Raw genomic sequence first — 22,594 nt, forward strand, 5'->3', positions numbered from 1 at the left:
GCAACGCTTATGAATCGTAAGCTTTTGAGAGACTCGAACGCGTCGCTTTCATTTCTTATTACGGAGAAATGAAACAACGCGTCGTTTCAAATTTTCAGCTTGTTCCGGATTGTTAAAGAGCAAATATCTCAAACGTGACTCGTAAGTCAGTTTTGAGATACTGAGCAGCGACACCTTTCACCTGTCACCAAGCAAGTGGCGTCCCCTAGGGGATTCGAACCCCTGTTGCCGCCGTGAAAGGGCGGAGTCCTAACCGCTAGACGAAGGGGACACGAATGTGTCACGACTTCGCAGCCGTCTTGCTCATTACTTTTCTATCAGACAATCTGTGTGAGCACTTCGAAGGAAGGTATCTTCAGGTAAGGAGGTGATCCAACCGCAGGTTCCCCTACGGTTACCTTGTTACGACTTCACCCCAGTCATGAATCACAAAGTGGTAAGCGCCCTCCCGAAGGTTAAGCTACCTACTTCTTTTGCAACCCACTCCCATGGTGTGACGGGCGGTGTGTACAAGGCCCGGGAACGTATTCACCGTAGCATTCTGATCTACGATTACTAGCGATTCCGACTTCATGGAGTCGAGTTGCAGACTCCAATCCGGACTACGACGCACTTTATGAGGTCCGCTTGCTCTCGCGAGGTCGCTTCTCTTTGTATGCGCCATTGTAGCACGTGTGTAGCCCTGGCCGTAAGGGCCATGATGACTTGACGTCATCCCCACCTTCCTCCGGTTTATCACCGGCAGTCTCCTTTGAGTTCCCGACCGAATCGCTGGCAACAAAGGATAAGGGTTGCGCTCGTTGCGGGACTTAACCCAACATTTCACAACACGAGCTGACGACAGCCATGCAGCACCTGTCTCACGGTTCCCGAAGGCACTAAGGCATCTCTGCCGAATTCCGTGGATGTCAAGGCCAGGTAAGGTTCTTCGCGTTGCATCGAATTAAACCACATGCTCCACCGCTTGTGCGGGCCCCCGTCAATTCATTTGAGTTTTAACCTTGCGGCCGTACTCCCCAGGCGGTCGACTTAACGCGTTAGCTCCGGAAGCCACGCCTCAAGGGCACAACCTCCAAGTCGACATCGTTTACGGCGTGGACTACCAGGGTATCTAATCCTGTTTGCTCCCCACGCTTTCGCACCTGAGCGTCAGTCTTCGTCCAGGGGGCCGCCTTCGCCACCGGTATTCCTCCAGATCTCTACGCATTTCACCGCTACACCTGGAATTCTACCCCCCTCTACGAGACTCTAGCCTGCCAGTTTCGAATGCAGTTCCCAGGTTAAGCCCGGGGATTTCACATCCGACTTGACAGACCGCCTGCGTGCGCTTTACGCCCAGTAATTCCGATTAACGCTTGCACCCTCCGTATTACCGCGGCTGCTGGCACGGAGTTAGCCGGTGCTTCTTCTGCGGGTAACGTCAATCGATGAAGCTATTAACTTCACCGCCTTCCTCCCCGCTGAAAGTACTTTACAACCCGAAGGCCTTCTTCATACACGCGGCATGGCTGCATCAGGCTTGCGCCCATTGTGCAATATTCCCCACTGCTGCCTCCCGTAGGAGTCTGGACCGTGTCTCAGTTCCAGTGTGGCTGGTCATCCTCTCAGACCAGCTAGGGATCGTCGCCTAGGTGAGCCGTTACCCCACCTACTAGCTAATCCCATCTGGGTTCATCCGATGGTGTGAGGCCCGAAGGTCCCCCACTTTGGTCTTGCGACGTTATGCGGTATTAGCTACCGTTTCCAGTAGTTATCCCCCTCCATCGGGCAGATCCCCAGACATTACTCACCCGTCCGCCACTCGTCACCCAAGGAGCAAGCTCCTCTGTGCTACCGTTCGACTTGCATGTGTTAGGCCTGCCGCCAGCGTTCAATCTGAGCCATGATCAAACTCTTCAATTTAAGTTTGATGCTCTAAGAATTAAACTTCGTAATGAATTACGTGTTCACTCTTGAGACTTGATATTTTTTAAGTCCGTAGACTTTTGATATCAATCCTGCGAGTGCCCACACAGATTGTCTGATAAATTGTTAAAGAGCAGTGCGAGCAGCGGGTTAACCGTCTGTCGCGAGGTGGCGTATATTACGCTTTCCTCCTTCAGAGTCAATCACTTTTTTCAGTGATTTTCTCTGGCGGGATGAATCACTTCGTCCCTCGCTGACCGTCTGCGTTGCCGCTTTGCCGTGTCAGTGGAGGCGCATTATAGGGAGATAATTCTGAGTGACAAGCGTTTATTGCAAAAAATTGACTGAGCGCTACTTTTTTAGTCGAACGAGTAAAAAGAAGACATTTTGCGATGAAGAAACACCCTAAACAGCCCCCTGCGCGGCACAAATCATCGTAATGCTGTTTAATGGCGGTGCTATCCTGTTTGTCCAATCGCAGTTTTCCCCTGCTGCAAACAGAATTTTATTAAAGAAGGACTTTAAATGATTCGCTCCGCGCGCAGTATGGCCGGGTTGCCCTGGATCGCCGCTATGGCATTTTTCATGCAATCGCTTGATGCCACCATCCTCAACACCGCGCTTCCTGCCATCGCAACCAGTCTTGAACGTTCCCCACTTGCCATGCAATCTGCCGTCATTAGCTACACATTAACTGTCGCAATGCTGATTCCCGTCAGTGGCTGGCTGGCCGATCGCTTCGGCACGCGCAAAATATTTATCCTGGCGGTTTCATTATTCACGTTGGGGTCATTGGCCTGCGCCTTATCAGGCAGCCTGGGCATGCTGGTATTCTCGCGGGTGGTTCAGGGGATTGGCGGGGCGATGATGATGCCGGTCGCACGACTGGCGCTGTTACGTGCCTATCCGCGCAGTGAACTGTTGCCAGTCCTCAACTTTGTTACCATGCCCGGCCTGGTTGGACCAATTCTCGGGCCAATGCTGGGCGGCTTACTGGTTACCTATGCCAGCTGGCATTGGATCTTCCTGATTAACATTCCCATCGGTCTGCTCGGTATCTTTTATGCCCGAAAATACATGCCGGATTTCACCACACCGAAACGCCGCTTCGACTTTGGTGGTTTTGTGTTGTTCGGCGTAGGCCTGGTACTGATCTCTATCGGTATCGAACTGTTTGGTGAACGTATTGTGTCGCCGTGGCAGGCAACCGGGGTGTTGTTTGCCGGTGTGTTATTGCTTCTTCTATATATTGTTCATGCGCGTCACCATCCGGCACCGCTGATCAGCCTGCCGATGTTTAAAACCCGCACGTTTTCCATCGGCATCATTGGCAATATCGCTTCACGTCTGGGTACCGGTTGTATTCCGTTCCTGATGCCACTGATGCTACAGGTTGGATTTGGTTATCCAGCGATTATTGCCGGTTGCATGATGGGGCCAACCGCTATCGGCTCATTACTGGCGAAATCCACCGTCACCCAGGTGTTGCGTCGCTTTGGTTACCGCCACACGCTGGTCGGCATTTCGGTGATTATCGGTATTTTGATCGCCAGCTTTTCACTGCAATCACCAGGTGGAAGTGTGGCAATGCTGCTGCTGGCGTTATTCGTGCTGGGGATGGCAATGTCGACACAATTCACCGCCATGAACACCATCACTCTGGCCGATTTGAATGATGAGAATGCCAGTGGCGGTAATAGCGTGCTGGCAGTAACGCAGCAGTTGTCGATCAGTTTTGGTGTCGCGGTAAGTGCAGCGGTGTTGCGCTTTTATCAGGAATTTGGCGGCACCACGGTGCAGCATTTCCACGCCACCTTTCTTACCATGGGAGTGATCACCGTGCTGGCCGCCTTTACCTTTATGTGGCTACGCAATGGCGATGGCCGTCATTTAATCACCAACCGCGATAAAAAGAAGAAAGGCGTTTAAACCGAACCTCGCTCCACCAGCTCCGGCGTCAGGACCAGCGTTTGCTGACTGGCGTCGGGATCGCTCATACGATGAATCAGCGTGTCGATCGCCAGTTCACCCAACTCATCTTTCGGTTGATGGATGGTACTCAGCGGCGGCGTCAGATAACGTGACAGTTCAATGTTATCGTATCCCATCACAGCGATATCCTGCGGCACACGCAACCCGGCCTGGAACAGCGCGTGATAAACGCCAACCGCCATCGCATCGTTGCTGGTAAATACCGCCTCCGGCAGTGGGTCCAGGGTCAGCAGCTGGTTCATAGCATTAAAACCACCCTGAAACTCAAAATCACTGTCAACCACATACCCCGGCAATACCGGCAATCCGCTGCCAGACATGGCTTTATGGAAGCCATCCAGACGCAGCCGCGCCGGTGTTTTATCCTGCGGACCGGCAATGCAGGCGATACGGCGATAACCACGATCGATCAGATGCTGCGTCGCCAGCTCACCGCCTAACAGCGCGTTATCCTGAATAATGTCGCCACGTCCTTCAAAGGGTGCCCAGTCCATCATCACCATCGGAATCGACGGATAACGATTCAGGATATCTGCCGACGGCAGATGAGTTTCGGTACACATGATCAGCAGGCCATCAACGCGCTTCTGCAACAGCGTTTCCAGGCTGCGATTCATGCGCTCCTCATCCCCTTCGGTATTGCACAGAATCAGACTATAGCCCCGCTCATAGCAGCTATTCTCCACACCGCGCACCACTTCTGAATAGAAGGGGTTGCTGCTGGCCGTCAATAACATACCAATGGTGCGTGTCTGATTGATTTTGAGGCTGCGCGCCAGCGCGGAGGGAGCGTAATTAAGCGTGCGAATGGCCTGCTCCACCTTTTCGCGCACCTGCTCGCTGACAAAGCGATTGTTATTAATGACATGCGAAACGGTGGAGGTTGAGACGCCCGCCAGGCGGGCGACATCTTTCATGGTAGCCAAGCGCTTATCCCTGTTGTTGCAGGAAGGCATCAATCTCAGTACGCCAGGGTACCGAGGGCTGCGCACCAGGACGGGTAACGGCTATCGCCGCTGCCGCATGGGCAAAACGTACCGCATCATGTATCGCAACACCTTCGAGACGGGCAGTAATAAAAGCACCGTTAAAGGTATCGCCAGCAGCGATGGTATCTACAGCCTGCACGCTGAAGCCCGGAATGCGCACACCATCGCCCTGCTCACTCAGCCAGACACCGCGGCGTCCCAGCGTAATCAACACGGTTTGAATACCTTTGGCATGCAACGCTGCGGCGGCACGTGCGGCATCTTCATCACTTTTTACCGCGATGCCGGTCAGAATCTCGGCTTCGGTTTCATTTGGGGTGATGATATCGATCAACGCCAGCAGTTCATCGGAAAGCTGCGTCGCCGGAGCTGGATTGAGTATCACCTGCGTCTGCTGCGCTTTGGCAATTTTCGCCGCTGCCAGCACGCTTTCCAGTGGGGATTCCAGTTGCATCAACAACGCGTCCGCGTCTGCGATAACCTGTTGATGACGCGTCACGCAGGCCGGCGTTAATGCTGCGTTGGCACCAGAATAAATGCCGATATTATTTTCACCTTCGCCATTTACGAAGATCATTGCCACACCGGTGGCTTCTTCCGCCACGGTTTCTACCGGAGCGGTATCGATACGGTCCTGCTGCAGCTGCTGACGAATGCGTTCGCCAATGTCATCTGCACCAACGCAGGCAATAAAGGCGATATCGGCACCGGCTCGTCCGGCCGCTACCGCCTGATTAGCCCCTTTACCGCCAAAGGCAACCTGATACTGTTTCCCGATCACCGTTTCGCCCGGACGTGGGAAGTGGGCGAGATTGAGGATGTGATCGGCATTGATGCTGCCGAGTACGGCCAGTTTTGCGCTTTTGCTCATAGGGAGTGATCCATCAAGAGTGCGCCACCCAACGGTGGCGCGTTGCCCTGCTTTTCTTCGCGTGTTATTTGGTAACCAGTTTCAGATCGACCGGATTGATCGACTGCACTTTTTCACCTTTCAATACTTTATCCGCAGTCTCTACGCCGATGATACCAATCTTATCAGGCATCTGTGCGACAGTGGCGGTCAGTTTGCCCGCTTCAACGGCTTTCACACCGTCTGCGGTGCCGTCAAAGCCCACCACCACCACGTCGGTTTTACCGGCGGTCTGCAGTGCACGCAGTGCGCCCAGTGCCATTTCATCGTTCTGTGCGAACACCGCCTGCACATCCGGATGCGCCTGCAGCAGGTTCTGCATCACGTTCAGACCTTTGGTACGGTCAAAATCAGCCGGCTGGCTGGCGAGGATATTGAATTTATGTGCATCGGCAGCCTGTTTGAAGCCATCACCACGCTCACGCGCCGCTGAAGTACCGGCAATACCCTGCAATTCGATGATTTTCGCGCCATCACCCAGTTTCTTCGCAATAAAGTCACCCGCCATTTTGCCGCCAAAGCGGTTGTCAGATGCCACATGGCTCACCACCGTACCCTGTGACGCCACGCGGTCGAGGGTAATCACCGGGATGTTCGCCTGGTTGGCCATCTTCACGGCATTGCCCACGGCGTCAGAATCGGTTGGGTTGATCAGCATCAGCTTGGTGCCGCGCACGGTGAGATCCTGCACGTTCGCCAGCTCTTTCGCCGGGTTATTCTGCGAATCCAGCACCACCAGGTTATAACCCAGCTTGTCAGCTTCTTTCTGTGCGCCATCTTTCAGCGCAACAAAGAATGGGTTGTTCAGCGTCGAAACCACCAGAGCGATAGTATCCTTCGCCATCGCGCTGGCACTCAGAGTGGCGCCAAGAATGACGGCCAATGCGGTTAACTTTTTCATTAATGAATCCTGTGTGAAGGTCAGAGTTATTTACTGCTTTTGTTATCCACCAGCACTGCCAGCAGAATGACGACTGCTTTAACAATCATTTGGTAGTAAGAGGAGACACCCAACAGATTGAGTCCATTGTTGAGGAAGCCGAGGATCAGTGCCCCGATCAGCGTCCCCATAATGCGACCTTTACCGCCCGCCAGGCTGGTTCCGCCCAGAACAACAGCGGCGATCGCATCCAGTTCATAACCAGTACCCGCAGTTGGCTGTGCTGATGACAGGCGCGCCACCTCGATGGTACCCGCCAGCGCAGCCAGCATGCCGCACAGTGAATAAACGATGATTTTGACGCGGTTAACGTTAATCCCGGACAAACGCGTTGCCGCTTCGTTGCCGCCCAACGCATAGATATAACGACCCAGGCGTGTGTGGTGCAGCATGTACCAGGCAAGCCCGAATACCACCGCCATCAGCCATACTGGCGTCGGAATACCCAGCGGGCGACCAATGCCGAACCAGCCAAACAAATCGGCGTTGTCACTAAAGCCGGTATTGATTGGGCTGCCATCGGTGTAAACCATGGTGACGCCGCGCAACAGCAACATCATCACCAGCGTGGCGATAAATGCCTGCACTTTGCCGCGTGCCACAATGGTGCCGGTAACCCCGCCGATCACCGCGCCAAGCGCCAGCGCCGCAACGACTGCCACCAGCGCATTCACTTCGTGGCCGACGATCGAGGCAGCAACCGCACCGGTCAGCGCCAGCAGCGAGCCAACCGAAAGATCAATGCCGGACGTCAGGATCACCAACGTCATCCCCACCGCCATGATGGCGTTCACTGAAGTCTGCTGCAGAATGTTGAACAGGTTGGCGACGGTAAAGAAATTCGGGCTGAGGCTGGCAACCACGGCAATCAGCACAATCAGCGCGATCAGCGATTTCTGCTCCAGCAGCCAGGCTTTGCTGAACCAGCGACGGCTGGCGGGTAAGGTTTGGGTACTCATACAACTAACTCCTCGCTGTGTTGCTTACCGACTGCCGCCGCCATCAGGGATTCCTGGGTAGCCTGCTCACGGGTAAATTCGCCACTCAGATGGCCTTCATGCATCACCAGAATGCGGTCACTCATGCCCAGCACTTCCGGCATTTCGGACGATACCAGGATGATGCTCAGCCCATCGGCTTTAAACTGGTTGATTAACTGATAGATTTCTTTTTTGGCACCCACATCAACGCCACGCGTCGGCTCATCAAGGATCAGCACATTCGGTCGCGTCATCAGCCCACGGGCAATCGCCACTTTTTGCTGATTCCCCCCGGAAAGCAGGCCAATCGGCTGCTCCATTGAAGGGGTTTTGACGTTGAACAGGCGGATAAAATCGCCCACCGCCAGCTGTTCTTCAGCGTGCTTCAGGCTACCGTTGCCACGGCTGAAATAGCGCAATGCGGTCAGCGACATGTTTTCTTTCACCGACATGCCCAACACCAGGCCATCGCGTTTACGATCTTCAGAGATATAAACGATGCCATTCGCCAGGCCATCCTGCGGTGCGCGCGTCACGACTTCACGGCCATCCAGCGTGACTTTGCCGCCGCTACGTGGCAGTGCGCCGTATAGCAGCTTCATCAATTCGGTACGGCCCGCACCCATCAGACCAGAAACGCCGAGGATTTCCCCTTTGCGCAGGGTGAAGCTGACTTCATGCACCCCTGGGCCACTCAGGTTTTCCACCTGCAAACGTACTGCGCCTGGCGTCTGGTCGAGATGTGGATATTGATCTTCCAGCTTACGACCCACCATCATCTCAATCAGGCTATCTTCGCTGAGTTCGCTGACCGTACGTTCGGCAATAAACTGACCATCACGGAACACCGTGACGTCATCGCAAATCTCGAAAATTTCTTTCATACGGTGGGAGATATAGACAATGCCGCAACCCTGCGCCTTCAGTTCATTAATGACGCGGAATAGCGACAGCGTTTCGGTATCGGTCAGCGCATCTGTCGGTTCATCCATAATGATCACTCGTGACTGGAAGCTGAGTACCTTAGCGATCTCAACCATCTGTTGGTCGCCAATCGACAAATCACCCACCAGCTTATGGCTGTTGAAACGCAGGTTGAGGCGTTGCAGCAGCGTATCCGCTTCGGCATACATCTTTTTCCACTCGATGCGCCCAAAACGGTTAACGAATTCACGCCCAAGGAAGATGTTCTCCGCGACCGTCAGTTGCGGGATCAAATTCAGTTCCTGGTGAATAATGCCGATGCCAGCTTCCTGTGACGCTTTCGGCCCGGAGAAAGTGGTTTCCTGGCCCAGCCACTGTAGCGATCCCGCATCCATGCTGTAGATACCCGTCAACACCTTCATCATGGTGGATTTACCGGCACCGTTTTCCCCGACCAGCGCCATGACACGCCCTGGCATGACCGACAGCGATGCACCCTTCAGGGCTTTCACACCGGGAAATGACTTTTCAATCCCTTTGAGTTGCAATAACGGTTGCATAACGACCTCAGAAGGTAACGCCCGCGCTCAGGATGACATTCGCATACGGAGAACACTCTCCGCTGCGAATGACCGCCTGACTACGCTGAGTCTGTTGTTTGAACTGTTCATGACTGATGTAACTAACGGCAATGATATTTCCCTGGTGCTGTTGCAAGGCTTCGAGCACGGCGAGCAGTGCACTGTGGAGCTGCGGATTGTGTTGCTTAATCTCTTCCGCCATCAGAGCGCTTTCGACCTGCATCTCTTCTGTTACCACCTCAACAACCTGTAAAAACTCGGGCGTACCCGGCGTCAGCGCCAGATCGATACGTTGCGGCCCGAGCGGAATGGGTAAACCCGCATCAGCAATCGTCAGCGTATCCGTGTGTCCCAGACGGGCAATCACATGAGAGATTTCAGCGTTTAATAAGCGACCTTTCTTCATTTAATCCACTCCACAGCGAAACGTTTCGCTGACCGGAGTGTATAAAATGTACATCGCAACTCAATGGCGACATCACGGAAATGTGATCGCCATCGAAACGTTTCGCTTGTGCCGGGGAAAATTTGAGTTAAGCAGGGAAAAGCTGAGTTCTTTTACCTTCGACTAAAGAACTTCCCTGGTTTTCAGAAGAAATTTCTTACTTAACCTTATGTCACTATATTTTCTGATGTGTCCGGATAAGTCATTTCACACAAAACCCCATACTTAACAACCATCCGTTGGCTGTAAATACAGATGGATCTATCTCAAGGACGATGATGAATTTCAAGGTGAAAACACTCGGAAGTTTGATTGCGCTCTCGCTCTTAACCGTCAATGTGCCTGTGGCAAAAGCGCATAACGATCAGGGAGATAAAGCCCGCACACCGAACGTACATTTCAGCACCCATCCCAACATGCAGAGCAGCCAAATGCTCAGCGCTTTGACGGCAAGCATGGAAGTGCAGGAGATGACAAATGAAGCTCCCCCCTGGTACTGGGCTTACCAGGGCTGGTATATGAGTGAAGGCGCTTTTTATTTTGGTCTCCAGCCAAATGGTGAATATGGCAAAACCGCACTGTTCAGCATTTTCGGCAAAGGCACACAAAGTAACGTTGAAGCGTGTAAGCGCGGCGCAGATTCGACCGACCCCGATACCGGTATGAGTTGTCATATTCCTTATGACTGGGAAGTTGGCCATCAATATACCTTCAATGTGAAACGCACCGGACAGGATGCTGCGCAAAGTCTGACAACCTGGCAAGGTTCCGTCACCGATCAGACTACCGGCCAAGAGACCATCATCGGTATTGTATCCGTACCTGCCCGCTGGTCAGACCTGCAACCCAGTCTGTTGGGCTGGGCTGAGTGGTTTTGGAATGGGGAACTCACCTGCGCACAACGTACCAATTTTGTTGTTAAGTACAGCGGCGTCTCGGGTGTGTATTCCGATACATCCACTCCATGGCAGAGCTATATCTCAGATTCAAATCCGAATACCTGCGCAACCTATGACATGACCGGGACTTATCCGACCGAAGCCATCATGAGTGCCGGGGGAACATTTGACGGAGACAACAACCCGGGTGATAACGCAGGAGACGCACCTGTCGCGGTGGTGCCCGACGATTTTAGCGTCACCAGTTCCCCTGATAGATCGATTGTCCGCGAGCTGGATGCTTCCGGCAGTAAAAATGCCGATTCATACAGTTGGAAAGTCGTGGGTGGTGGGGATAAATTCTTTTTGCAGGAAAAAGAAAGTGGTGTCTGGGTAAGAGAATCAGGTCTGGCTAAAGTTCGCGCTCTCGCCCCGGCAAATTCCAGCGGTACCGCCATCTATGAATTAACCGTCACCAAAAATGGCAAACAAGACACGAAGCGCGTGACCATGACCGTCACTGCACCGGAAACTCCGGCAACGCCGGAGCAGCCGGGCAACGGGTTCCCGGAATGGCAAGCGGGTACCCCGTATGTAGCAGGGGACAAAGTGACCTATGAAGGGATCAAATACGTCGCGAAATACTGGACGTTATTCAAACCTGGTTATAACGACGCCTGGAAACTGGCCTATCCAGGCCAGATAACAGAATGGAAACCATCAATGGCCTATTCCGGCGGCGATATCGTCACTTATCAGGGGAAAACTTACACGGCGGCCTACTGGACGCAGGGCAACATACCGGGACAGCATTCCGTCTGGCTGGTGCAATAACGGAAAGGGGCTGCCACGGCAGCCCCTGCTGGAGGTTACGGCAGTTTTCTCACCTGTTTCACATCCAGTTCAATGGCGTTGAAATCTTTATCCAGCTCACCCGTCAGTTCCACCCGATCTTTGGGTGAAATGGTTTGCCCATTCCAGTGCTTGTGATCAATTTCGACCTTCATGCTGCCGGTCTCATCACGGAACAGGTAATCCTCCTTGCCTATTTGCTTCTCCAGAGAGCCGCGTACGGTGATCCAGCTATCGTCCTTCATCTCTTCGGCCTGCTTCACCGTCACTACGCTGGTGTTACCAGCCTGAAAGCCACCAGCCTGGCTTGGTACGGCTGGCGCATTCGGATCAACAAATCCACCCTGTTGTGCCGCCAGAACCGGCGTGGCAACCAGCGCCACGATCGCGAAAAGTGCTGCATGCTTTTTCATTTGATTCACCTCTTTTCCATGAAATGTGCGGGATACGCAGGCTATTTCACCATAAGGTTCTTAACAGGATCTTAAGGCTGATCAATTGATTAAAATTGGTGAAAAACAGGCAAAATGTCGCTATTTCTCCTGTACATGCGCAACTCTGCTTCGTATAACACCAGCAGAAAAGGAGGATTTTATATGCGGATTTTATTGATTGAGGACGACGGGATCATTGGCGATGGCCTGAAAGTCGGCCTGACCAAACTCGGTTTTAGTGTGGACTGGTTTGTTTCCGGTGATGCGGGATTTCAGGCACTGGCATCTGCCCCCTGGGATGCGGTGATCCTTGATTTGTCCCTGCCCGAACGGGATGGACTCGATATTCTGCGCCAGTGGCGTCAGCAGGGGCAGGATGTGCCGGTGTTGATCCTGACTGCACGGGATGCGCTCGATCAGCGGGTTCAGGGTCTGCAGCTGGGTGCTGATGATTACCTCTGCAAACCCTTTGCTCTGACGGAAGTGGCGGCACGTTTACAGGCGTTAATTCGCCGCCGACATGGCCAGTTTCAACCTGAATTACGTCACGGCAAGGTAGTGATGTCACCCGCCAGCCATAGCGTGCTGTATGACGGAGAGCCGGTAACGCTTAAAAGCCGCGAACTGGCGCTGCTGGAGTTATTCCTGCGTAATCCTGGCCGGGTGTTGACGCGTAACCAGCTGGAGGAAAAGCTCTATAGCTGGGAAGACGATGTCTCCAGTAATGCGGTCGAAGTCCACATCCACCATCTGCGCAAAAAACTTGGCAGCCAGTTTATCCGCACCGTGCATGGTGTCGGCTACACGCTGGGAGCAGCAGAATGAGCCTGTTCCTGCGCCTCGCCATCGGCTTTGTCTTGCTGATTACCCTGTGCTGGGGCAGCGCCAGCCTGAGTGCCTGGCACCAGACACGCGAAACCGTTAATGAACTGTTTGATACCCAGCAGATGCTGTTTGCCAAACGCCTGTTAGCGCTCGATCCGGCCACACTGCATGAAGCCACTCTGCCAAAAAACAAAGCGCTCCTGAGTAAGCATCGGGGTAAACAGGATGACGATGCGCTGGCCTTCGCCATTTTTAGTCACGACGGCAAACTCCTGTTGAATGATGGCGAAAATGGCCGCGATTTACAGTTTGATGACCGGCGCGACGGTTTTCGCGATGGACATCTGCGGGATGATGATGACAGCTGGCGTCTGCTATGGCTGACTTCTCTGGATCAACGCTATCGTGTGGTGGTGGGTCAGGAGAAAGATTATCGCGATGATATGACACGCAATTTGGCACAAAGCAGCATCATGCCATGGTTATTCGCACTGCCGTTTATGTTGGTGTTGCTGCTGGGGCTGGTGTGGTTCGAATTACGTCCGTTGCGACGCCTCACCCGTTCACTCCACCAGCGTGCCGCTGATGATGCCACGCCGTTGCCGCTTGCGCGGTTGCCGAAAGAAGTGCAACCGCTGGTTCAGGCGTTAAACGGTCTGTTCAGCCGCATGGCTGAGATGGTCCAGCGTGAACGTCGTTTTACTTCAGATGCCGCCCACGAGCTGCGCACGCCACTGGCGGCACTGCGGGTGCAAAGTGAAGTGATCCAGCTGGCGGATGACGATGAAGCGATGCGCAACCGTGCGCTACAGCAACTGGATGCCGGGATCTTGCGTGCGACCCGGCTGGTGGATCAGCTGCTTACGTTGTCCCGCGTGGAGGCGGACGATCTGCGTAGCGAGTTCCAGCCCGTCGCCCTGACTCCATTACTGCAAACCTTGCTGGCCGAGCATTATGCGCAGGCAGAACAGCACAATATCGAACTTCAGCTGCATGTGGTCGCCGAGCCGGTGATGAACGGTCATCAGCTGTTGTTGTCATTGATGGTCCGTAATTTGCTGGATAACGCGCTGCGTTATACCCCCGGCGGCAGCCTGGTAGAGGTCAGACTGGCGGCACGTTCCCTCACCATTGACGATAATGGTCCGGGTGTGAGCGATGCGCAGTTAGCGCGGTTGGGGGAACGCTTCTGGCGACCTCCCGGACAAACGCAAAGTGGCAGCGGACTGGGCTTATCCATTGTGAAGAATATCGCGCAGCTGCATGGTATTCGCGTGGTATTTAGTCAGCGAGAAGCAGGGGGATTGCGCGTCACGCTCAGCTGGTAAGCGGACGCGCAAAGGGTGTCAGATCTCGACCTGAGTGCCCAGTTCAATCACCCGGTTCGGCGGGATTTCAAACTGATCCGGCGCGCGCAGCGCATTGCGTTGTAGCGCGAGGAACAACTTACCGCGCAGACGCAAATACCACGGCCGGTCGCCAATGATCAGTGATTCATGCGACATAAAGAACGAGGTTTCCATCATGCGGCAGTTCAGGCCTTCCAGCCCGCAGCGGTGGAAAATCTCTTCCACATTCGGCGTTTCACGCCAGCCATAACTGGCGACCACTCGCCAGAAAGTCGGTGACAGCTGTTCAATCGTCACCCGTCGAACGTTATGCACGTAAGGTGCATCTTCGGTACGCAGCGTCAACAGGACAACACGTTCATGCAGCACTTTGTTGTGCTTGAGGTTATGCAGCATCGCAAACGGGATGACGTTTAACGCACGTGACATATACACCGCGGTGCCTGGCACACGCACCGGCGGTGATTTCTCCAGTGAAGCAATCATCGCTTCGAGAGAATTGCCGTGTTCATGCATACGGCGCAGCAGGCGGAAACGCTCGCTTTTCCAGGTGGTCATTACGATAAACATCACCAGCGCCAGGGAGAGCGGCAGCCAGCCGCCGGAGAAGATTTTCACCAGGTTGGCGGAGAACAACGACACATCGATACAGAGCAACGAAACCAGAATGAAACTGACCAGAATTTTATTCCAGTGCCAGTTTTTGATCGCCACGGTGCAGGACAGAATGGTGGTCAGCACCATGGTGCCGGTTACCGCGATACCGTACGCTGCCGCCAGATTGCTGGAGTGTTCAAAGCTGACGATGACAATCAGCACGGCGAAATAGAGCAGCCAGTTGATCACCGGAACGTAGATCTGGCCGGACTCCATTTCAGAGGTATGAATAATACGCATCGGTGGCAGATAGCCGAGGCGCACCGCCTGACGCGTCAGCGAGAACACGCCGGAAATCACCGCCTGCGAGGCAATAACTGTCGCCAGCGTGGCGAGAATCAGCAGCGGAATCAACGCCCAGTCCGGGGCCAGCAGGAAGAAGGGGTTTTTGATGGCTTCAGGATGGGACAGTAGCAATGCGCCTTGACCAAAGTAATTCAGCACCAACGACGGCAGCACCACCGCGAACCATGCCACGCGAATCGGCAATTTACCGAAGTGTCCCATATCGGCGTACAACGCCTCCACACCGGTGATCGACAGCACCACAGCGCCCAGCGCAAAGAAGGAGACGGTTTTATAATGCACAAAGAAGTACACCGCATGTGACGGGTTAAGCGCCTGCAGCACTTCCGGGTTTTTGATGATGCTATCCGCACCAAGTACCGCCAGTACGATAAACCACAGCAGCATCACCGGGGCAAACAGTTTGCCGACAATACCGGTACCGTGTTTCTGGATTATAAACAGCAGGGTTAAGACGGTAATCGACAGTGGAACAATCCAGGGATCGAGCGAAGGAGCGGCAATTTCCAGGCCTTCTATCGCCGACATCACCGAGATCGCCGGGGTGATCACCACTTCACCATAGAAGAAGCTGCCACCAATTAACCCCATGATCACCAGAATTGCCGTGGCTCTGGCACCGGTATTACGTCCCGCCAGCGACATCAGCGTCAGAATCCCGCCTTCACCGGCGTTATCCGCACGCATCACGTAGCTGATGTATTTCAGCGACACCACCAAAATCAGCAGCCAGAAAATCAGGGAAAGAAAGCCAAATACCGCTTCGCGTTCCACACCAAAGCCAAACTGGCCGGAGAGACATTCACGTAAGGTATAAAGCGGGCTGGTACCAATATCGCCGTACACCACGCCGATGGCGGCCAGCGTGACTGCGCCTAGGGACTGCTTGTTTTCCGAGCTCATAGAGTTATCTTTTGTTGGAGTCGATCAGGCGGTTCGCCGACCGCTCTGGCCATCAAAAAGCGCACAGTATGCACATATTCCCAAAAAAACCTACCCTTACTAACATACAACATGGCGTCAGCAACGCGTTTTTTCGCTGCAAAAAACCGCAAAAAGGGGCCGAAACAGGCGAGAGGCCTCGCCTCAACCTTCTGAAACAAAAAAGCTGACGGCTATCAACGCTTTCACGCATGATAAACAGTAGAGTAATGCGCTCGCCAGCATGCGTGGCACAGGATCAGAAGGACAATGATGTGATTATGGCTCAACCCCATCTTTTGGCAGAAAGAATTTCTCGCCTGAGCAACGCCTTAGAAAAAGGGTTGTATGAACGGCATCATGCGATCCGCCTCTGCCTGCTGGCTGCGCTGAGCGGTGAAAGCGTCTTTTTGCTGGGGCCGCCTGGCATTGCCAAAAGCCTGATTGCCCGCCGCCTGAAGTACGCTTTCCAGCATGCCCGCGCGTTTGAATACCTGATGACGCGTTTCTCCACTCCGGAAGAAGTTTTTGGCCCCCTTTCCATTCAGGCGTTAAAAGATGAAGGTCGCTATCAGCGCCTGACCAAAGGTTATCTGCCGGATGCCGAAATCGTCTTTCTGGATGAGATCTGGAAAGCTGGCCCGGCGATTCTTAATACCCTGCTCACCGCCATTAACGAACGTCGCTTCCGCAATGGTGATAGCGAAGAAAAAATTCCGATGCGTCTGCTGGTCACCGCCTCCAACGAACTGCCGGAAGCTGACAGCGGGCTGGAAGCCTTGTATGACCGCATGCTGATTCGCCTGTGGCTCGATAACGTGCACGAGAAGCAGAATTTCCGCAGCATGCTGACCCACCAGCAAGATGAAAACAGCAATCCGGTGGCCGATTCACTGTGCATCAGTGATGAAGAGTACCATCAGTGGCAGAAAGGCATCAGCCAGGTGAGTCTGCCGGATCATGTGTTTGAACTGATTTATCAGTTGCGTCAGCAGCTGGAAAATCTGCCCGATGCACCTTATATCTCCGATCGTCGCTGGAAAAAAGCCATCCATCTGTTGCAGGCCAGTGCCTTCTACAGCGGCCGCGTGTCGATTGCTCCGCTGGATCTGATCCTGCTGAAAGATTGTCTGTGGCACGACGTGACCTCGATGAAACTGCTGGATCGTGAAATCGATGCGCTGATGACGCAGCATGCCTGGCAACAGCAACCGATGCTGATGAAACTTCAGCAGATCAAAGCGCGTCGGCTGGCGCTGCAACAGCAGCAAAGTGTGGCGCAGGCACTGACGCTGGAAAAGCACAGCGGCATGTTTAGCCGTAAACCTCATTACGAGTTGCCTGCCTCCCTCAGCGACGAACAGCTGACGCTGATGTTGCAACAGCCGCTGATGCTGCATGACATGCAGGTCAGCCATGTGTTGATCAGCCGTGAAGCACTGAACCAATGGCTACTGAAAGGCGGTGAAATCCGTGGCAAGCTCAACGGTATTGGTTTTGCTCAGAGCCTCGATCTGCTGGTGGATGCGCAACATTGCCTGACGTTACGTGACGTGAGCCTGCAGGCAACGCGTCTGACGCTACCCGGTGCCAGCACCAGCAATGAAATGCCGCAGGAAATCATTGATGAGTTTGATGCGCTGGATAACCAGCTGCGTGCTCAGCGCACGTTGTTCAGCCAACATCAGCGCTGTCTGTTTATCAGCGACGACTGGCTGGCACGTATTGAAACCAGCCTGCAGGATGTGGCGGAACAGCTGAAACAGGCGCGGAAATGATCTCGCTGGAGGCACTGAGCACGCTGCTGTCGATTGGCGAAACCGAGCTAATCGAAGAGTTAATTCTGGCTCTGCTCGCGTCGCCGCAGCTGGCGATGTTTTTTGAGAAATTCCCCCGCCTGAAACAGGCAATGATGCGTGACCTGCCGCGCTGGCGCGCTGAAATCGCTGAACAGATGAAAACCACCGCGGTGCCAGAGGCACTGGGCCAGGAATTTCAGCTGTTCCAGCAGGCGCAACTGCTGAACCCGCATGAATTCAGCCAGCAGCTACCTGCCATCATGACGCAGCTAAAAAGCCTGCCGTCACCCTTTATTGAAGAAGCCAGCAAACTGCTACTGCATACCGACAGCAACCAGCTAAGCAACGCGCAGCACACCCTATTCTTGCAACGCTGGCGGCTTAGCCTGACGCTGCAAACCCTGACGTTGAATCAACAATTGCTCGAGCAACAGCGCGAACGCCTGATGGCTGAACTGCAACAACGCATGGCGTTGAGTGGCCAGCTGGCACCCATTCTTACTGATGATGATGAAGCGGCTGCCGGACGCTTATGGGATATGAGCAAAGCGCCGTTGCAGCATGGTGATTATGAGTTGATCGTGCAGTACGGCGATTTTCTTGCTCAGCAGCCGGAGCTGATGAAGCTGGCGCAACAGCTGGGACGCAGCCGTGAAGCAAAGGCGGTGCCGTCGCAGGATGCGCCACTGGAAGAGCAACATCTGCTGGTACGCGAACCCGATAACGTGCCGGAAGAAGTCAGTGGCATTCATCAGAGCGATGATGTACTGCGCCTGCTGCCGCCCGAACTGGCCACACTGAGCATTAGCGAGCTGGAGCTGGAGTTTTATCGCCGCCTGGTCGAAAAGCGTCTGCTGACCTACCGCCTGCAGGGTGAGGCCTGGCATGAAAAAGTCAGCCTGCGACCGGTCAGCCACCAGCAACATGAAGAACAACCGCGTGGCCCCTTTATCGTCTGTGTCGATACCTCCGGTTCCATGGGTGGTTTTAATGAACGCTGTGCCAAAGCCTTTTGTCTGGCGCTGCTGAAAGTCGCGCTGGCAGACAAACGTCGTTGCTACATCATGCTGTTCGCCCATGAAGTGATTGGCTATGAACTGACCGCCGACAACGGCATCGAACAGGCGATACGTTTTCTCAGCCAGCGTTTTCGTGGCGGCACCGATCTGGCCGCCTGTCTGGCGGCAGTGGTGGCGCGTATGGAAGGCAGCCTGTGGCAGGAAGCCGATGCGGTGATCGTTTCCGATTTTATCGCTCAGCGTTTACCGGAAGAAATTGTTAACGCCGTCAAACAACGCCAGCGTCATAATCAGCAACGTTTTCATGCTGTGGCGATGTCTGTGCATGGCAAACCCGGTATTCTGCGTATTTTCAATCATATCTGGCGCTTTGATACCGGCCTGAAAAGCCGCCTGCTGCGGCGCTGGAAGCGTTAAGTCATCTGGCGGAAATGCTTATTTGCTATAGTGATAAGTTCTCACATTGAGCAAACTGGAGCACACCGTGACCACCGCCCTGCCAACACCAACCCGCACGCTGCGGCTCTCCGGCCACAATTCAGAACAAAAACGCGCCGAACTGCTGGACTACTTCCTGCAAACCTGGAACCTGTATGAAAGCCTGTTCGATTGTCTTGCCGACGAACGTGCTTTTTTCAATAAAGCCATTTCACTGCGCCATCCGCTGATCTTCTATTTTGGCCACACGGCGACTTTCTACATGAATAAGCTGATGGCAGGTCGTTATCTTGATCAGCGTGTAGACGATCGTATTGAAGCGATGATGGCGATCGGCGTGGATGAAATGAGCTGGGATGACCTTGACGACAGCCATTATGCCTGGCCGACAGTCGCGGAAGTGCGCGACTATCGCGGCAAGGTCAAAAACCTGGTCAGCGAATTTATCCAGACCATGCCGCTGGAATTACCTATCGACTGGGATAGCCCGGCATGGGTGATTCTGATGGGTATTGAACACGAGCGAATTCATCTGGAAACCTCCAGCGTCCTGATGCGCCAGTTGCCAATCGAGTGGGTAAAACCGCAGCCCCACTGGCCTGTCTGCCCGCAGGCACGGCACGATCGCAGCCAGGTCCCTGCTAACACCCTGATTGCGATGCCCGGTGGCCGCGTGCAACAGGGCAAAACCGACGATACCTACGGCTGGGATAACGAATATGGCAGCAAGGTAACTGAGCTAAAACCGTTTAAAGCCAGCAGGATGCTGGTCAGCAACGCGGAATTTTTTACTTTCGTCGCCGCTGGCGGTTACCAGCAACGGCGCTGGTGGGATGACGAAGGTTGGGGCTGGCGCGAATTTTCCGCCGCGCAGATGCCAACTTTCTGGGTTGGCGATATTCAGCAACCCGATCAGCTAAAACTGCGTCTGATGACGGAAGAAGTAGCAATGCCCTGGGACTGGCCCGCTGAGGTTAATCAGCTGGAAGCCGCGGCGTTTTGTCGCTGGCTGGCAGAAGAAACCGGCAAAGCCATCCAGCTTCCCTGTGAAGCCGAGTGGATGCAGCTGCGTGAATTAGTCAGTGGCGATCAACCTGACTGGATCGACGCACCTGGTAATATCAATCTGGCGTACTGGGCTTCTTCCTGCCCGGTCGATCGCTGCAACCAGGGCGAGTTTTTCGATATCGTCGGTAACGTCTGGCAATGGACCACCACGCCCATCAATGGTTTTGAAGGCTTTAAGGTGCATCCGCTGTACGATGACTTCTCCACTCCAACCTTTGATGGCAAACATGCGTTAATCAAAGGCGGCAGCTGGATTTCTACCGGTAACGAAGCGCTGAAATCTTCACGCTATGCCTTCCGACGTCATTTCTTCCAGCACGCTGGTTTCCGTTATGTGGTTTCCTCCCACCAGGAAACCATGGCGCTGAACCCGTACGAAACCGACAGCATGGTGTCACAGTATCTCGATTTCCAGTACGGCCCCTGCTACTACGGGGTACCTAATTATGCGGAAAATCTGGTCTCACTGCTGTTGCCGCACTGTACACAGCGTGGCCAGGCGCTGGATATCGGCTGTGCCACCGGCCGAGCCAGCTTTGAACTGGCACGCCACTTCGAGCAGGTGGTCGGCATGGATTATTCGGCACGCTTTATTGATGTGGCGCTGCAACTGACCTCCGGTGAGGATTTCCGCTATGTGGTGCCGGAGGAGGGGGAGCTGGTGGAGTATCGCCAGGTGCGCCTGAAAGAGTTTGATCTGTCTGATGAACAGGCACAGCGCATTCAGTTCGTGCAAGGTGATGCCTGTAACCTGAAGCCGCAGCCGAATCGCTACGATTTGGTGCTGGCATCAAATCTGCTTGATCGCCTGCGCCAGCCGAAACGTTTCCTGCAGGATATCGCGCCAATGATTCGCTCAGGCGGTCTGCTGGTGTTGTCATCGCCTTATACCTGGCTGGAAGATTTCACACCGAAGGAAAACTGGCTGGGTGGCGTGCGGGAAAACGGCGAAGCACTGACAACCTATCAGGCGTTGCAACGTTTACTGCGTGACGAATTTGAAGAGATCGCAGCACCACAGGATGTCCCTTTCGTCATTCGTGAGACGGCACGTAAGTTCCAGCACACGCTGGCACAGGTCACGCTGTGGCGTAAGCGTTAAAAGCGTGCAGACAGCGGCAGCTCCGTTGTCTGCGCCTTGCCTGCTCCGCCATTTTGCTGCACATTCTCCTCTGTTCACTGAAGACGAGTTTAAGAGGGAAGGAAATGGCGGAACATGTGCAGCTGGATAACCTGGATCGCGGCATTTTAAATGCGTTGCTGGAGAATGCCCGCACCGCTTATGCCGAGCTGGCCAAACAGTTCAATGTCAGTCCTGGCACGATCCACGTACGCGTTGAGAAGATGCGTCAGGCTGGCATCATTCTCGGTACCAGAGTCGAGATCGATCCGCGCCAGCTGGGTTTTGACGTCTGTTGCTTCATTGGCATTATCCTGAAAAGCGCCCGTGACTATCCCGCCGCGCTCAGCAAGCTGGAAGCGCTGGATGAAGTAGTCGAAGCCTGGTACACCACCGGTCACTACAGCATCTTTATTAAGGTCATGTGCCGTTCCATTGATGCCCTGCAACAGGTGCTGATCAACAAGATCCAGACCATAGACGAAATTCAGTCCACCGAAACCCTGATCTCCCTGCAAAACCCGATCATGCGCACCATCAAACCCTGATCTCCTTCCTTTCCTGTGCACAAACTTATCCCAGGCAGATCTCACCTGGGATGCAGCCTGGCAGCCAGTGCTTTTCGTTATTAACCCTGTTTTCCACAGGTGGATCACGGCTTGATCACAGCGTACAATGCTCGCCTTTGAGTTCCGGAGAGCATCATGGCCGATATCACGTTAATCACTGGCAGTACCCTGGGCAGCGCCGAATATGTCGCCGAACATCTGGAAGAAAAGCTCCAGGATGCAGGCTTTTCTACCGAGGTGCTGCATGGACCGGAACTGGATGAAGTGCCACAGCAAGGTATCTGGCTGATAGTGACGTCAACACACGGCGCCGGTGAGCTGCCTGATAACCTGCTGCCCTTTTATGAAGCATTAAAAGAAACGCAGCCGGATCTCTCCGGCGTTCGTTTTGGTGCAGTGGGTATTGGCAACCATGAATACGATCTGTTTTGTGGCGCGATCAGGCTGCTGGAAGATCAACTGAACCAGCTGGGTGCCAAACGTGTTGGTGATCGCCTTGAGATCGACGTGCTGGAACATGAGATTCCGGAAGATCCGGCCGAAGTGTGGTTGTCGAGCTGGCAAACACAGTTATAAGACGATCCTGGCTGGTTGGGGATCGTGAAATCAGGGCGATCCCCAGAGGATTCCGCTGTTTTATGCTTTTTATTTCTCGATTACCTGTGGATAACATAGCCTGTATCATGCGTATAA

At 54.0% G+C, this 22,594-nt stretch carries 17 protein-coding genes, 1 tRNA gene and 1 rRNA gene; 9 read left to right on the forward strand and 10 right to left on the reverse strand.

All coding sequences use genetic code 11. The features are described 5' to 3' along the window. Positions 1-196: 196 nt before the first annotated feature. Both AC6I8X_RS20015 and AC6I8X_RS20020 read right to left on the reverse strand, forming a co-directional pair. Positions 197-271: transfer RNA gene (locus AC6I8X_RS20015), tRNA-Glu, on the reverse strand. An 89-nt stretch (positions 272-360) separates the two neighbouring features. Next, a 16S ribosomal RNA gene (locus AC6I8X_RS20020) occupies positions 361-1,902 on the reverse strand. 528 nt (positions 1,903-2,430) lie between these two features. On the opposite strand from AC6I8X_RS20020, the gene mdtD reads away from it, so the two are divergent. After that, positions 2,431-3,834 (forward strand): multidrug transporter subunit MdtD, encoded by a 1,404-nt coding sequence (gene mdtD, locus AC6I8X_RS20025; RefSeq protein ID WP_299455789.1) that lies wholly within the window; start codon positions 2,431-2,433, stop codon positions 3,832-3,834. On the opposite strand, the gene rbsR is transcribed toward mdtD, so the two are convergent. From rbsR to rbsD, 6 genes are all read right to left on the reverse strand, one after another. After that, the gene (gene rbsR, locus AC6I8X_RS20030; RefSeq protein WP_409521686.1) at positions 3,831-4,823 is read right to left on the reverse strand and encodes a ribose operon transcriptional repressor RbsR; all 993 of its coding nucleotides are present in this window, start codon (positions 4,821-4,823) and stop codon (positions 3,831-3,833) included. The two genes, mdtD and rbsR, sit on opposite strands and share 4 nt — an antisense overlap. 4 nt (positions 4,824-4,827) lie before the next feature. Beyond that, entirely contained in the window at positions 4,828-5,757 is a 930-nt protein-coding gene (gene rbsK / locus AC6I8X_RS20035) for a ribokinase (RefSeq protein WP_313684317.1), read from the reverse strand. A 64-nt stretch (positions 5,758-5,821) separates the two neighbouring features. Further along, positions 5,822-6,697, reverse strand: a complete 876-nt coding sequence (gene rbsB, locus AC6I8X_RS20040; protein WP_313684315.1) for a ribose ABC transporter substrate-binding protein RbsB — start codon at positions 6,695-6,697, stop codon at positions 5,822-5,824. A gap of 26 nt (positions 6,698-6,723) precedes the next feature. After that, complete coding sequence (gene rbsC, locus AC6I8X_RS20045) at positions 6,724-7,695, reverse strand: ribose ABC transporter permease (protein ID WP_299455783.1); 972 nt, start codon at positions 7,693-7,695, stop codon at positions 6,724-6,726. Next, positions 7,692-9,200, reverse strand: a complete 1,509-nt coding sequence (rbsA, locus tag AC6I8X_RS20050; protein ID WP_313684313.1) for a ribose ABC transporter ATP-binding protein RbsA — start codon at positions 9,198-9,200, stop codon at positions 7,692-7,694. Before rbsA ends, rbsC begins: the two co-directional genes overlap by 4 nt. A gap of 7 nt (positions 9,201-9,207) precedes the next feature. Continuing rightward, complete coding sequence (rbsD, locus tag AC6I8X_RS20055; protein ID WP_313684311.1) at positions 9,208-9,627, reverse strand: D-ribose pyranase; 420 nt, start codon at positions 9,625-9,627, stop codon at positions 9,208-9,210. A 329-nt stretch (positions 9,628-9,956) separates the two neighbouring features. Between rbsD and AC6I8X_RS20060 the strand changes: the two genes are divergently transcribed. After that, positions 9,957-11,378, forward strand: a complete 1,422-nt coding sequence (locus tag AC6I8X_RS20060; RefSeq protein ID WP_497840347.1) for a carbohydrate-binding protein — start codon at positions 9,957-9,959, stop codon at positions 11,376-11,378. A 35-nt stretch (positions 11,379-11,413) separates the two neighbouring features. Here AC6I8X_RS20060 and AC6I8X_RS20065 read toward each other — a convergent pair whose 3' ends face one another. Beyond that, a complete protein-coding gene (locus AC6I8X_RS20065; protein ID WP_313684307.1) occupies positions 11,414-11,809 on the reverse strand; it encodes a YgiW/YdeI family stress tolerance OB fold protein in 396 nt (131 codons plus the stop codon). Between the two features lie 183 nt (positions 11,810-11,992). Here AC6I8X_RS20065 and qseB point away from each other — a divergent pair, with 183 nt between their 5' ends. Then, the gene (gene qseB / locus AC6I8X_RS20070) at positions 11,993-12,655 is read left to right on the forward strand and encodes a quorum sensing response regulator transcription factor QseB (RefSeq protein WP_313684305.1); all 663 of its coding nucleotides are present in this window, start codon (positions 11,993-11,995) and stop codon (positions 12,653-12,655) included. After that, positions 12,652-13,983, forward strand: a complete 1,332-nt coding sequence (gene qseC / locus AC6I8X_RS20075) for a quorum sensing histidine kinase QseC (RefSeq protein WP_497840348.1) — start codon at positions 12,652-12,654, stop codon at positions 13,981-13,983. The genes qseB and qseC overlap by 4 nt, the downstream gene beginning before the upstream one ends. A gap of 18 nt (positions 13,984-14,001) precedes the next feature. Here qseC and kup read toward each other — a convergent pair whose 3' ends face one another. Beyond that, positions 14,002-15,870 carry a low affinity potassium transporter Kup gene (kup, locus tag AC6I8X_RS20080; protein ID WP_084878093.1) on the reverse strand — a complete coding sequence of 623 codons (1,869 nt, stop codon included), beginning with the start codon at positions 15,868-15,870 and terminating at the stop codon, positions 14,002-14,004. Positions 15,871-16,169: 299 nt separating this feature from the next. Between kup and ravA the strand changes: the two genes are divergently transcribed. The 5 genes from ravA (at position 16,170) to mioC (ending at position 22,477) form a co-directional block, all read left to right on the forward strand. Further along, on the forward strand, positions 16,170-17,666 hold the full coding sequence (gene ravA, locus AC6I8X_RS20085) for an ATPase RavA (protein WP_497840349.1): 1,497 nt from the start codon (positions 16,170-16,172) through the stop codon (positions 17,664-17,666). Continuing rightward, entirely contained in the window at positions 17,663-19,123 is a 1,461-nt protein-coding gene (gene viaA, locus AC6I8X_RS20090; RefSeq protein WP_497840350.1) for an ATPase RavA stimulator ViaA, read from the forward strand. The genes ravA and viaA overlap by 4 nt, the downstream gene beginning before the upstream one ends. 46 nt (positions 19,124-19,169) lie before the next feature. Next, on the forward strand, positions 19,170-21,314 hold the full coding sequence (gene ovoA, locus AC6I8X_RS20095; RefSeq protein ID WP_313684296.1) for a 5-histidylcysteine sulfoxide synthase: 2,145 nt from the start codon (positions 19,170-19,172) through the stop codon (positions 21,312-21,314). A gap of 104 nt (positions 21,315-21,418) precedes the next feature. Beyond that, on the forward strand, positions 21,419-21,880 hold the full coding sequence (gene asnC, locus AC6I8X_RS20100; protein WP_013511092.1) for a transcriptional regulator AsnC: 462 nt from the start codon (positions 21,419-21,421) through the stop codon (positions 21,878-21,880). Between the two features lie 156 nt (positions 21,881-22,036). Continuing rightward, positions 22,037-22,477: an FMN-binding protein MioC gene (gene mioC, locus AC6I8X_RS20105; RefSeq protein WP_313684292.1), complete on the forward strand. Its 441-nt coding sequence runs from the start codon at positions 22,037-22,039 to the stop codon at positions 22,475-22,477. The last annotated feature ends 117 nt before the right edge of the window (positions 22,478-22,594 follow it).

Source organism: Pantoea sp. X-Soil-TKNS-1280 (assembly GCF_059730475.1).

Bases quoted from the DNA above. Each gene is read 5' to 3' on its own strand.
- asnC (WP_013511092.1), top strand. From the start codon at position 21,419: ATGGCGGAACATGTGCAGCTGGATAACCTGGATCGCGGCATTTTAAAT.
- rbsK (WP_313684317.1), bottom strand. From the start codon at position 5,757: ATGAGCAAAAGCGCAAAACTGGCCGTACTCGGCAGCATCAATGCCGAT.
- rbsC (WP_299455783.1), bottom strand. From the start codon at position 7,695: ATGAGTACCCAAACCTTACCCGCCAGCCGTCGCTGGTTCAGCAAAGCC.
- qseB (WP_313684305.1), top strand. From the start codon at position 11,993: ATGCGGATTTTATTGATTGAGGACGACGGGATCATTGGCGATGGCCTG.
- ravA (WP_497840349.1), top strand. From the start codon at position 16,170: ATGGCTCAACCCCATCTTTTGGCAGAAAGAATTTCTCGCCTGAGCAAC.
- mioC (WP_313684292.1), top strand. From the start codon at position 22,037: ATGGCCGATATCACGTTAATCACTGGCAGTACCCTGGGCAGCGCCGAA.
- rbsB (WP_313684315.1), bottom strand. From the start codon at position 6,697: ATGAAAAAGTTAACCGCATTGGCCGTCATTCTTGGCGCCACTCTGAGT.
- kup (WP_084878093.1), bottom strand. From the start codon at position 15,870: ATGAGCTCGGAAAACAAGCAGTCCCTAGGCGCAGTCACGCTGGCCGCC.
- qseC (WP_497840348.1), top strand. From the start codon at position 12,652: ATGAGCCTGTTCCTGCGCCTCGCCATCGGCTTTGTCTTGCTGATTACC.
- rbsD (WP_313684311.1), bottom strand. From the start codon at position 9,627: ATGAAGAAAGGTCGCTTATTAAACGCTGAAATCTCTCATGTGATTGCC.
- AC6I8X_RS20065 (WP_313684307.1), bottom strand. From the start codon at position 11,809: ATGAAAAAGCATGCAGCACTTTTCGCGATCGTGGCGCTGGTTGCCACG.
- mdtD (WP_299455789.1), top strand. From the start codon at position 2,431: ATGATTCGCTCCGCGCGCAGTATGGCCGGGTTGCCCTGGATCGCCGCT.
- viaA (WP_497840350.1), top strand. From the start codon at position 17,663: ATGATCTCGCTGGAGGCACTGAGCACGCTGCTGTCGATTGGCGAAACC.
- rbsA (WP_313684313.1), bottom strand. From the start codon at position 9,200: ATGCAACCGTTATTGCAACTCAAAGGGATTGAAAAGTCATTTCCCGGT.